This is a genomic window from Streptococcus sp. HMSC072C09 (assembly GCF_001813105.1).
Lineage (GTDB): Bacteria > Bacillota > Bacilli > Lactobacillales > Streptococcaceae > Streptococcus.
The window spans coordinates 1-11,607 of sequence record NZ_KV811496.1 but is presented as its reverse complement, the minus strand read 5'-3'; the positions used below and the strand labels follow the sequence as shown (position 1 = coordinate 11,607).

Genomic DNA, 11,607 nt, shown 5'->3' with positions numbered 1-11,607 from the left:
AGGGACAGTTCTTGAACAAACCCCAGCTCCAGGAGAGCAATATTCACTGAATTCAAAAACCAAGATTGTTTTGAAAGTAGCGAAAGAAACGACTTCAATTGAAATGCCAAACTATGTTGGATCAACTTATGATTTTGCTAGAAGTAATTTGATTGAGATCTATGGTATTAAAGAAGCCAATATCGAATTAAGAAAAACGGAACATCTCCCTGATGGGGTAGTTGTTTCTGCCGGTCAAATTGTCAGTCAAACTCCAGAAGTTTCGAGTACGGTGGATATTAACCGAACACGAATTGTTTTGACTGTATATGAGCCTAAAGTGACGGCTTCTTCAAGTATGAAAGCCTCATCAAGTTCAGATGCATCTAGTTCATCCTCTGCTGAACGATCAGATACAGAAAGCTCCAGCAGTAGTGCAACTGGTGGAGATTCATAAATCAGTCTAAGACTCAGATGAATTTCTGAGTCTTTTTGTATTTTTTTTGTTGCTATGTCGTGATTTTTTTATTTCCCTGTAGAGGGAAAAACTTTGAGGTCGCTTCAAGAAACTATTTTTCTACAGATGAATAGATTATGTGAATCCCTTAACAAACAAGGGGTTTCAAATCCGGTAAAATAAAATAGTCAATTAAACATAAGGTAATTTGAAGTTGAAAATAGATTGAATATCAAATTATTTGCCTTTGTTTTAGCCCACATGCTATAATCTGCGTGAAAGGAGATCAAAGAGTAAAAATGTCGTTCAGACCTGCTTTGATAGGAAATTGGTAAACGAATAGATTTTTTTCTACTAGTTGAATAGGCCTTGACAACTGGTGGAGATAAATATCGTGAACTAAGAAACAGGGAGGTAGAATGACTTTTGAAATATGTGCACATAGTTGATGTATCTTTCGCCTATACTTTCCCAATGGAGATTATTTAAATGGACAGAAAATATAGAGTGGTTAGTCGAGCAATCTTAGCAACAGCTATGATTGTCCCGGCATTTATAGCAACAAAAGTAGCTGCAGAAAATAGAGGATGGAATACCTCCCCTTATCGTTCAAACTATTATAACTATGGTTACAATAATTGGAACGGTTATAATGGCTATAATTCATGGACCTATAGTTATGGCTATGGATATCCAAATTGGAACTATTATTATGGCTATAACTATGGTTATCCTAGTTGGAATAATTATTATGGCTATAATGGTTGGAACTATGGTTATTCCTTGGAAAATGATGTAAACTACATTTATTGGAATGGCAATCATTATTATCGGATGAGTGATGGGACTTACCGGATCTACCGCAATGGTGAGTGGAAGCCTTTAACTAATCGGAATAACTCTACTAATAACCTTGCCAATGACCCTCATTATGTATATGAAAATGGCTACCATTATTATGTATTAGATAATGGGGATTATTACTACTATAAAAATGGTAAATGGGTATTTGTGAAGAATTCGACGGAAAATCCTGATACTCCAGATCCAACTCCAACACCGACTCCGGATCCAACTCCAACACCCGACGAGCCAGATCCAAGCGATAAACCCGATCAACCAGTCAACCCATCAGAACCATCTACACCAGAAGAACACGGGAACTTGATCTTCCCAGAAAATCCTCCATTTGTAGGAGCAGATGGAGAGTTTGATCCTTTCGCACCAACCCCAGAAAATCCAAGTGAACCAAAACCAGAAGAACCGGTGCAACCTGAAGTGCCTGGAAATGATGGTTTGGTATCAACAGATCAGCCTAGTGAAAACCAAATTCCTCCATACGTTGAGACACCTGCAGAAGGATTAGAACATCTTCCATGGGCTCCAAATGGACGAGCACCAAAGATAGTCTATCCTCCTGGCAAACCTGGATCAGCAGCTTTGCGTCGAGATAAGAACTACTACTTTGACGGGTCGACTCACTATTACTACGTTCCTTCTGATACGGAAGCAACTGGTTACTCTGCTTATTGGAAATGGAATGGAGATAAATGGAAACTTTATGGAATGACAGATCCGAAAGATCCTGAAATCGATCCAAAATTCCACGAAGATGCCAAAGATGATGAATATGCCTATAGCGATCGAGACTCAAGCGTGAAGCTCTACTCTACAAACCTTGTAGAAACAGCTAAAGCAGGTCAAGCTCTTCCATTTAAGAATGTGGATGAATTTAAGGACTATGTCATTAAGAAAATGAATCCTAAATTTATTGACAATGCTGGCTGGGATGCCAAAGTAGAATGGGAAATCGAGGACCCAGAACTCTTTGAGCAATCTAAAGAAAACCCATGGGCTAAAGACTATGTTTTAATCGCTAACTTGAAGAGTGGAGTAGATGACAAGAACTACAAAGATGTTGAGTTTGGCTATGTGAAATTCGTTTATCGTGTAGAAGCAACAGACAATACAAACTATATCGAGTTAGATAAAGCGAAAGAAGCATTTGCTAAGATTAACGAATTGCGAAAAGCACAAGGCTTAAAAGAATTGACTTGGTCAGATGATGTCTACAACTCACGTGCCTTACCAAAAGCCCATACTATTTCACGTCAGTACGATAGCACAGGTTTTGTAGCTCGCCGTGAAGACAATGCAACAACAGTCGCAACGAAATGGTATAACAGTGGATTGAGAGAATTAATGCTCGATCCAAATGCCACAGAAGGTGCGGTAGCAGCAGTCATCAATGGCGACGGTAACTATTACTGGGCATTCATGTATAAATAATGCCTCTAGACAACCGTTATTGGAAAGAACTTATTTAATAACAATTCATTCCGATACTAAGGACACCCAAAGGATTTCTATCTTTTGGGTGTTTTTTTGCTCTTCGTATTATCCAACCACAGACGGAAGTCAAATGAGGAAAAATTTGATAAAATAGGAAAAGATGAGGTAGACTATGTGGAAAATACAAATTTTTATTTTCGTTGAAGCCGTTTTGTTAACATTAGCAGCGATCACCATTTTATCAATCGATTTTTCCAGATTTGTTGTCTTGATGGTTCTCTTTTTGCTCCTTTTGTATTACTATTTTGGCAAACAAAAAGCAAATTTTCTATTAATCGCGCTGAGTGTGCTCTTGTTTTTTATCGTGATGCTGAATCCTTTTGTGATTGCAGCCATTTTATTTGCGGTGGTTTATGGTTTATTGATCGCCTACCCTTATATGTATAAGGAAAATGAAGCAGTTGTGTTTGATGTTGAAGAGGATACGAAAATTCGTCAGGAAAAAACTCGATGGATTGGTGATTTACAACATTTTTCAAAGCAAAGTCGAGGGTATCGAGATCTGAATGTGATCCGAATTTTTGGGAATGACACCCTCCATTTAGAGGAGGTAGCCATTTGCAATTGGGACAATGTAGTGATCATACGGAAAGGGTTTGGAAATACAAAAATTATCTTACCGATTGATTTGGAGTTGCATTTACAAATTAACACCCTGTATGGAGATCTGAAGTTTTTGGAACTTCCTGTCCGTAAAATGAGAAATGAAACCATAGACATTGAAACGGCACATTATCGGAGATCGCACCGTTCTATAAAAATTGTGTTAGTTGGTATTGTTGGGGATGTTGAGGTGATTCGCGCATGAAGAAATTAGACTATCTCCTATTGTATTTCTATTCCCTAATGGTGGTTGCGGTCATTTGTCATACCATTTTCCATTTTGTTGGTTTTCAGTGGGGCAAACTTCTTTCAGATCTTTCCTTGCTTCAATCATTCCTATTTTTGGTTTTTAGTCTGACGCTTGCATTGACGGCTTTGGTTGTCTTAATTATTAAAATCACGCAATTTGTAACGGTTCATGCAGTACAACAAAAGGTAGAATCTATCCTGACTGCTTCACAGCGAAAAGAAATTGCCCCCAAAGAATTGAATCGACAGTTAGATTTATTGGACAGCAAATTGCTTCGACTAGAAGAAAATTTACAAAAAAGTGAAAATCGTGTGATGCGAAATGAGGAAGAAATTGTGGAAATCGAGCGTAAGAGAATTGCGCGTGATCTACATGACACGGTTAGTCAAGAATTGTTTGCAGCCAATATGATTTTATCTGGAGTGGCAGCACAGGCCCTTGAGTTAGAGAAAAGTCAGATCCAGCAGCAACTCAATGGTGTGTCAGATATTCTAGGTACAGCCCAAAATGATTTACGCGTCTTGCTCCTACATCTTCGTCCTACAGAATTGGAAGGAAAAAGTTTGGTAGAAGGTATGGAGATGATTTTTAGAGAATTGAAGGAAAAGAGTAACCTAACAGTTGTCTTCCATCATAATGACGTGAGTATTCCAAAAAATATGGAAGAACATCTATTTCGGATCGTCCAAGAAATTGTCAGCAATACCTTGAAACACGCTAGAGCTCAACAAATGGATGTCTTTTTGCATCAGGAAGGAAAACAACTTCATTTACGGATGGTAGATGATGGAATCGGCTTTGAGCAGGAAAAATTGGAACGATTGAGTTATGGGTTGAAAAATATTCAAGAACGTGTAGAGGACATGGCGGGAACCATTAAAATAAGAACGAGTCCTCAAAAGGGAGTGGCTGTGGATATTCGCGTTCCCCTCCTTGTAAAAGATAAAAATGAAAAGGAAACTGTATGAAAGTATTATTAGTAGACGACCATGAAATGGTCCGGTTGGGATTGAAAAGCTTTTTGTCCATGCAAACCGATATTGAGCAAGTCTTAGAGGCGAAAAATGGGCAAGAAGGGGTGGAGTTGGCGCTGAAAGAAAGACCAGACGTCATCATCATGGATATTGTGATGCCAGAGCTAAATGGAATCGATGCGACTCTAGCCATCCTAAAAGAGTGGCCGGAAGCTAAAATTGTCATTTTGACGTCTTATTTAGATAACGAAAAGATTTACCCTGTCTTAGATGCCGGTGCAAAAGGGTATATTTTAAAGACCTCGTCAGCAACTGAGATCTTACAGGCTGTCCGGAAGGTTGCAAAGGGAGAATTTGCGATTGAGACAGAAGTTAGTCAAAAAGTTGAGTCACGAAAGAACCATGCTGAATTGCATGATGATTTGACAGCTAGAGAACGAGATATTCTAGCTCTATTAACAAAAGGATATGAAAATCAACGAATAGCAGATGAACTCTTTATTTCTCTGAAAACAGTGAAGACCCATGTCTCCAACATCTTATCCAAATTGGAAGTCAGTGATCGGACGCAAGCAGTCGTCTATGCCTTCCGACACCATCTGGTGAATCAAGAAGATTTTTAAAAGGAAACATGCTATAATAGAGCATGATCATAAGGGGGGAGACAAGTGGACGCAAAATTACGTTATAAAGCCAAAAAAGTTAAAATCGTCTTTTTTGATATTGATGATACATTACGTGCAAAAGAAACTGGATTGATTCCAGAATCTGTCAAAGAAGTCTTTCATCAGTTGAAAGAAAAAGGAATCCGAACAGGGATTGCAACCGGTAGAGGGATTTTTGGGGTTGTTCCTGAAATCATGGACTTAAAGCCTGATTTTTTAGTAACCTTAAACGGTGCCTATATAGAAGATACAAAAGGAACTGTGATCTACCAATCACCAATCAATGAAGCAATCGTTTCTTCTTTTGTGGATTGGGCCAAAGAATCCGAGATTGATTATGGGTTAGTAGCTAGTCATCAAGCTGCCCTGTCTAATCGGACACCCTTGATCAGTGATGCTATTGACATCATTTATCCAAACTTACCAGTAGATCCAGATCTGCATTTGAAAGAACCTATTTTCCAAATGTGGACCTTTGATGAACAGGATAGTGAGCTAGAGTTGCCCCCTTCTTTGCAAGAGAACTTGCGCCTAGTTTCGTGGCATCCCCATTCATCAGATGTTGTTCGCTTTGAAGCTTCAAAAGCTTCAGGAGTTTCTCATCTTGTAAATCATTTGGGCTTGAAGCCAGAGAATGTTTTAGTATTTGGGGATGGATTAAATGATCTAGAACTGTTTGATTACGCTGGAATTAGTATCGCAATGGGAAAATCTGCTCCAGAGTTACAAGAAAAAGCTGATTATATCACTAAGAATTTAGAAGAAGATGGCATATTCTATGCCCTAGAGGAGTTAAATATGGTTGAAAAAGAATTGACATTACCACAGTTAGAACTTGCTACGGTTGACGGTCCTGTCGCTGTGATCAAAACCAATCACGGTGAGATGAACATTCAATTGTTCCCGGATCAAGCGCCAAAAACAGTTGCAAACTTTGTAGCTCTTGCTAAGTCTGGCTATTATGATGGTGTCATTTTCCATCGGATTATTAAAGATTTTATGATCCAAGGGGGAGATCCAACAGGCACAGGTATGGGTGGTGAATCCATCTATGGGGAGAGCTTCGAAGACGAGTTTTCAAAAGAATTGTACAATATTCGCGGAGCCCTTTCGATGGCAAATGCTGGACCAAACACAAATGGCAGCCAATTCTTTATTGTACAAAATCAACATCTTCCATATTCGAAAAAGGAATTGGTCCGCGGTGGCTGGCCTGAAAAAATCGCAGAAATCTATACGACAGAAGGGGGAACTCCTCACCTAGATCAACGTCATACAGTATTTGGTCAATTGATGGATGAAGCTTCTTTTGCTGTGTTGGATGAGATCGCGGCTGTTGAGACAGGGATGATGGATAAGCCAGTAGAAGATGTCGTGATTGAAACCATCGAAATTGAGGACTAATATGAGAATTGGAGATAAGTTAGAAGGAACCATCACAGGAATTCAACCTTACGGCGCCTTTGTCGAACTAGAGTCGGGTGTGACGGGCTTGATTCATATCTCAGAGATTAGAAGTGGTTATGTAAGTAATATTCAGGATATTCTGTCGATTGGGGAGAAGGTCTTTGTCCAAGTCATCGATGTTGATGAATATTCTAAGAAAGCTAGCCTCTCTCTGAGAACACTAGAAGAAACACCACAACGAAGTATTCGACACCATCGTTTTTCAAATGACCGCTACAAGAGTGGTTTTGCGCCCTTAGCTCAACAGATGCCGACCTGGGTTAAAGAAGGAAAGGTATTCTTTAGCAAACAAGAAAAGAAATAAAAACTTCGATAGGTTGATGAAACCTATCGAAGTTTTTTTGATATAGAGAATTATTCAAATTCGTAAAGGGTAGTAGAAAGATAACGTTCTCCATTATCTGGTGCAAGAGCAAGAACTTTTTTACCGCTACCCAATTCTTTTGCGACTTCAATAGCAGCATAGATAGCAGCTGCGCTTGAGATACCGACTAAGAATCCTTCAGCTCCACCGATAGCGCGTGCAAGTTCGAAAGCTTCTTCTGAAGATACGCGACGAACACCATCATATGCATTAGTGTCTAAAGTATTTGGGATAAAACCAGCTGAAATCCCTTGGATTTTATGTGGTCCAGGTTTTTCGCCAGAAAGGACTGCGGATTCATTGGCCTCAACGGCATAGACTTTGACAGCAGGATTATTCTTTTTCAAAGTATGAGAAATACCAGAAACAGTACCACCAGTACCAACACCTGCGACAAAAGCATCTAAACCATCTTTTCCAAAGGCATCAACGATTTCTTGTCCTGTTGTTCTTTCATGTACCTCTGGGTTAGCAGGGTTTTCAAATTGAAGAGGAAGGAAGCCATTTCTTTCTGCAGCGATTGCTTCAGCTTTAGCGATAGCGCCTTTCATTCCTTCACTTCCAGGAGTCAAAACGAGTTCAGCTCCATAGGCTTGGATGATTTTACGACGTTCCACACTCATGGTTTCAGGCATGACAATCACAACTTTGTAGCCTTTAGCTGCGCCGACCCATGACAAGCCAATCCCTGTGTTCCCACTAGTTGCTTCGACAATGGTATCACCTGGTTTGATCAAGCCATCCGCTTCAGCTTTTTCAATCATGCTCAAAGCAATCCGGTCTTTAACAGATGATCCAGGATTGAAGGCTTCGAGTTTGACATAGACATCTGCAGCTCCTTCAGGAACAAGACGGTTCAATTTGACAATCGGAGTGTTCCCAATCAATTCTGTAATATTTTCATAAATAGCCATAATATACCTCAGTTCTAGGTTTTCTTGATACTAACAAGTATAGTCTCTTGCGAGAAGAATGTAAAATATAGAAATTTTATGGGTGTGATAAAAAAAAACTATCGTTGCCGATAGTATTTTAATTATTTTTCTACAGAAAGTAGGGGTACTTCAACCTCACGAATTCCTTGGTCCTCAATAATGACTTTGCCATTGTAAAATTCGACTAAAGCTGCTGTGATAGAACTTGTGTTTTCTCTATCTACAAAAATAGTTGTCATCACCTGATCTGTAAACATCGGATCTTGTTCCGCCAATTGATGGTCTTTTAAGAAATTAGCAAATTCTTGGTATTGGGAGTAAGAAAGTGTGATCCCAAGAACCACTTGCTCTTTGATTTCTACCAGTCCAATTTCTCGAACTGCTTGTGCAACACTTCCAGCATAAGCACGAATCAGACCGCCAGCGCCTAATTTAATACCTCCGAAATAGCGGGTAACCACGACACAACTATTAGTGATGCGATGATTCTCCAAAACTCCTAACATCGGTACCCCAGCGGTTCCACTAGGCTCTCCATCGTCACTGGTCCGTTTGATGTCACTTTGTTCCCCAATGATGAAAGCAGAGCAGTTATGCGTAGCCTTATAGTGTTCCTTTTTGATGGCATTGATAAAATCTCTAGCTTCCTCTTCAGAGGAGACTCGCTTGACATGACAAATGAATTTTGATTTTTTGATTTCTTCTTGAACAGTGCCGTTCTCTTTAAATGTAACATATTCCATATTCTTATTTTACAAAAAAAGAATGATTTTCTCCAACTTTTGCGAATTAATAAGTATGAAGATAGAAGATTCTTATGGAAGACTCTTAACGGAGAGTCAAATGACAAATGATCTGAAAGAAATTGCCCAAGAACTTCCAGCTATGGAAAAACAGAATGGAAGGTACCAATGTTTTCGATGTGGCAGTTTGATTGATCAAAAACTTTGGAAGTTGAGTGAGGAGGTGCTGTATTGTAGAGCCTGTATCCAATTGGGAAGGATCCGGAGTGATCAAAAACTTTATGCTATTGCACAGCGAGACTTTGAAGGACAGGAGGTGTTAAACTGGAAGGGAACCTTGACTTCCTATCAACAAGAGGTATCTGAAGGACTTATCCAAGCAGTTAAGGCAGGAAAACATGCCTTGGTACATGCTGTGACAGGAGCTGGAAAAACAGAAATGATGTATCAGGTTGTAGCAACAGCGATCAAGGCAGGAAAAACAGTCTGTATTGCTACCCCAAGAATCGATGTCTGTATAGAATTGTACGGAAGGATGAAGGAAGATTTTTCCTGCCCCATCTCTTTGCTTCATGGAGAATCGGAACCCTATTTTAGAACACCCTTGGTGATCGCTACAACCCACCAATTGCTAAAGTTTTATCAGGCCTTTGATCTCCTTATTATAGATGAAGTAGATGCTTTTCCCTATGTAGACAATCCAATCTTATATAAAGCAGCTCAGAATGCAATAAAAAAAGAGGGGAATACCCTATATTTAACAGCAACCTCTACAGATGAGTTAGATAAAAAGGTCAAGAAAAAAGAAATCATTCGTTATAGCCTTCCAAGAAGATTTCATGGGAACCCACTAGTGGTCCCTGAAATAAAATGGGTGCCGAAAATTAGAGAAAAAATAGAAAAAGGAAGAATCCCTTACCAACTATTGCAACTGATCAAGAAACAAAGACAAACTCACTACCCATTGTTAATCTTTGTATCTGAAATAGAATTAGGACAACAATTCACTGAGAACTTAAAAAAATACTTTCCCAAAGAAACAGTAGGTTTTGTATCCTCACAGACAACAGACCGTCTACGAATGGTAGAAGAGTTTAGAAACAGAGCCATAACCATGCTAGTCTCTACAACAATTTTAGAAAGAGGAGTGACTTTTCCGTTTGTAGATGTCTTTGTTTTAGAAAGTAATCACAAATTATTTACTAAAAGTGCTCTCGTACAAATTTCAGGAAGGGTCGGTCGAAGTAAAGAAAGACCAACAGGTAAACTACTTTTTCTATCAGATGGCATAACACGAGAAATGAAGAAAGCGATCAAAGAAATAAAGGAAATGAATCAGGAGGCTGGATTTTGAAAGAATGTTTGCTTTGTACGAAAGAGTTGAAAACTGGTGAACATTTCACAGACCTTATTTTTATGAATCAACAAGAAGAATGGATTTGTAAAGAATGCAAAGAAGACTTCGAACAAATTGGCGAAATCCATTGTCCTAGATGTTATAAAGATAAGGAGGAGAAAGTATGTAAAGATTGCGAATACTGGATACAAAAGGGGAATATGGTCGAACATGAAGCATTATATAGATATAATACAGCAATGAAGGACTATTTCAAGCGATATAAATTTGAAGGCGATCGTTTATTAGGAATGGTATTTTCAAGTGACCTCAAAAAAGCCTTGAAAAAGTATAAAAGCTATACGATAATACCGACTCCAATCAGCCATGAAAAAAGGCAGGAAAGAGGATTCAATCAAGTATCGACTATACTAGATTTTGCAGAGATAAAGTACAGCAGTGTCTTCCAAAAAGAAGACACTTTAGCCCAATCAAAAAAAACAAGAGAAGAAAGATTAAAAACCTCTCAGCACTTTCAATTAAAAGGAGAAATTTCAGGAAAGCAGAAATATCTAATCTTCGATGATATCTACACAACGGGCAAAACAATCGAATTAATGAAGCGCCTACTAATTGAAAAAGGTGTGAAAGAAATAAAGACATTTTCAATCGCAAGGTAAAAAAAGATTTGCAAAAACTTTATGAAAGCGTTATAATATACATATAAATAAAAACATAATGTTTAGAAAGTAGGTACTAATATGATTAAATATAGTATCCGTGGTGAAAACCTAGAAGTAACAGAAGCCATTCGCGACTATGTCGTTTCTAAACTCGAAAAGATTGAAAAATATTTTCAGGCAGATCAAGAGCTAGACGCTCGAGTAAACTTAAAAGTTTACCGTGAAAAGACCGCAAAAGTAGAAGTGACCATTCCGCTTGGATCTATCACACTTCGTGCAGAAGATGTCTCTCAAGATATGTACGGTTCAATTGATCTGGTTGTGGATAAAATTGAACGTCAAATTCGTAAGAATAAAACAAAAATCGAAAAGAAAAATCGTATTAAATCTGGTGCAGGTAAATTGTTTACCGATGCAGTTGTAGAAGAAGCAGCAACCACAGAAAAAGTTGTTCGCTCAAAAACAATTGATCTAGAACCAATGGATTTAGATGAAGCGATCCTTCAAATGGATCTATTAGCACACGATTTCTTCATTTATCGTGATGCAGAGGATAACACAACAAATGTGATCTACCGTAGAGAAGATGGAGACATCGGTCTATTGGAAGTAAAAGAATAGAGATCAAAAAAGAGATCGAAAACATCAATTAATTATAGAGGAATCAGGAGCATTTATGCTCCTGATTTTTTTATATAAACCAAAAAAGTAAAAAAACTTTCAAAAAAATAAAAATTTTTGTAAAAAAGTGTTGACAGTAAGGTGAGGTCATGATATACTAATATAGTTGTCGCGCGAG

The 11,607-nt window shown here is 38.4% G+C and carries 12 protein-coding genes; 10 read left to right on the top strand and 2 right to left on the bottom strand.

Annotated features, from left to right (window positions below):
• The 7 genes from HMPREF2893_RS03995 to HMPREF2893_RS03965 all read left to right on the top strand — a co-directional run.
• Positions 1-436, top strand: a 436-nt coding sequence (locus HMPREF2893_RS03995) for a PASTA domain-containing protein (protein WP_148131918.1), incomplete at its 5' end; no start/stop codon positions are given.
• A 489-nt stretch (positions 437-925) separates the two neighbouring features.
• A complete protein-coding gene (locus HMPREF2893_RS03990) occupies positions 926-2,725 on the top strand; it encodes a CAP domain-containing protein (RefSeq protein ID WP_070674497.1) in 1,800 nt (599 codons plus the stop codon).
• Positions 2,726-2,900: 175 nt separating this feature from the next.
• Positions 2,901-3,596 (top strand): cell wall-active antibiotics response protein LiaF, encoded by a 696-nt coding sequence (gene liaF / locus HMPREF2893_RS03985; RefSeq protein ID WP_070594455.1) that lies wholly within the window; start codon positions 2,901-2,903, stop codon positions 3,594-3,596.
• Positions 3,593-4,609, top strand: coding sequence for an envelope stress sensor histidine kinase LiaS (locus tag HMPREF2893_RS03980; RefSeq protein ID WP_070674493.1), 1,017 nt, complete (start codon positions 3,593-3,595; stop codon positions 4,607-4,609). The genes liaF and HMPREF2893_RS03980 overlap by 4 nt, the downstream gene beginning before the upstream one ends.
• On the top strand, positions 4,606-5,238 hold the full coding sequence (locus tag HMPREF2893_RS03975) for a response regulator transcription factor (protein WP_003004009.1): 633 nt from the start codon (positions 4,606-4,608) through the stop codon (positions 5,236-5,238). Before HMPREF2893_RS03980 ends, HMPREF2893_RS03975 begins: the two co-directional genes overlap by 4 nt.
• A gap of 45 nt (positions 5,239-5,283) precedes the next feature.
• Positions 5,284-6,684 (top strand): bifunctional Cof-type HAD-IIB family hydrolase/peptidylprolyl isomerase, encoded by a 1,401-nt coding sequence (locus HMPREF2893_RS03970; protein WP_021154563.1) that lies wholly within the window; start codon positions 5,284-5,286, stop codon positions 6,682-6,684.
• A 1-nt stretch (position 6,685) separates the two neighbouring features.
• Positions 6,686-7,051, top strand: a complete 366-nt coding sequence (locus HMPREF2893_RS03965; protein ID WP_070464853.1) for a S1 RNA-binding domain-containing protein — start codon at positions 6,686-6,688, stop codon at positions 7,049-7,051.
• Between the two features lie 50 nt (positions 7,052-7,101).
• Here HMPREF2893_RS03965 and cysK read toward each other — a convergent pair whose 3' ends face one another.
• Together cysK and HMPREF2893_RS03955 are read right to left on the bottom strand one after the other, a co-directional pair.
• Complete coding sequence (cysK, locus tag HMPREF2893_RS03960) at positions 7,102-8,025, bottom strand: cysteine synthase A (RefSeq protein ID WP_003004014.1); 924 nt, start codon at positions 8,023-8,025, stop codon at positions 7,102-7,104.
• A 122-nt stretch (positions 8,026-8,147) separates the two neighbouring features.
• The gene (locus HMPREF2893_RS03955; RefSeq protein ID WP_070674490.1) at positions 8,148-8,789 is read right to left on the bottom strand and encodes a YigZ family protein; all 642 of its coding nucleotides are present in this window, start codon (positions 8,787-8,789) and stop codon (positions 8,148-8,150) included.
• A gap of 55 nt (positions 8,790-8,844) precedes the next feature.
• Here HMPREF2893_RS03955 and HMPREF2893_RS03950 point away from each other — a divergent pair, with 55 nt between their 5' ends.
• The 3 genes from HMPREF2893_RS03950 (at position 8,845) to hpf (ending at position 11,429) form a co-directional block, all read left to right on the top strand.
• Entirely contained in the window at positions 8,845-10,143 is a 1,299-nt protein-coding gene (locus tag HMPREF2893_RS03950; protein ID WP_070674487.1) for an ATP-dependent helicase ComFA, read from the top strand.
• Positions 10,140-10,805 (top strand): ComF family protein, encoded by a 666-nt coding sequence (locus tag HMPREF2893_RS03945; protein ID WP_070674484.1) that lies wholly within the window; start codon positions 10,140-10,142, stop codon positions 10,803-10,805. Before HMPREF2893_RS03950 ends, HMPREF2893_RS03945 begins: the two co-directional genes overlap by 4 nt.
• Before the next feature lie 81 nt (positions 10,806-10,886).
• Positions 10,887-11,429 (top strand): ribosome hibernation-promoting factor, HPF/YfiA family, encoded by a 543-nt coding sequence (hpf, locus tag HMPREF2893_RS03940; protein ID WP_003010301.1) that lies wholly within the window; start codon positions 10,887-10,889, stop codon positions 11,427-11,429.
• Positions 11,430-11,607: the final 178 nt, after the last annotated feature.

Coding starts and splice junctions, on each gene's coding strand:
- HMPREF2893_RS03965 (WP_070464853.1), top strand. CDS start 6,686: ATGAGAATTGGAGATAAGTTAGAAGGAACCATCACAGGAATTCAACCT.
- HMPREF2893_RS03950 (WP_070674487.1), top strand. CDS start 8,845: ATGAAGATAGAAGATTCTTATGGAAGACTCTTAACGGAGAGTCAAATG.
- cysK (WP_003004014.1), bottom strand. CDS start 8,025: ATGGCTATTTATGAAAATATTACAGAATTGATTGGGAACACTCCGATT.
- HMPREF2893_RS03980 (WP_070674493.1), top strand. CDS start 3,593: ATGAAGAAATTAGACTATCTCCTATTGTATTTCTATTCCCTAATGGTG.
- HMPREF2893_RS03975 (WP_003004009.1), top strand. CDS start 4,606: ATGAAAGTATTATTAGTAGACGACCATGAAATGGTCCGGTTGGGATTG.
- liaF (WP_070594455.1), top strand. CDS start 2,901: ATGTGGAAAATACAAATTTTTATTTTCGTTGAAGCCGTTTTGTTAACA.
- HMPREF2893_RS03990 (WP_070674497.1), top strand. CDS start 926: ATGGACAGAAAATATAGAGTGGTTAGTCGAGCAATCTTAGCAACAGCT.
- hpf (WP_003010301.1), top strand. CDS start 10,887: ATGATTAAATATAGTATCCGTGGTGAAAACCTAGAAGTAACAGAAGCC.
- HMPREF2893_RS03955 (WP_070674490.1), bottom strand. CDS start 8,789: ATGGAATATGTTACATTTAAAGAGAACGGCACTGTTCAAGAAGAAATC.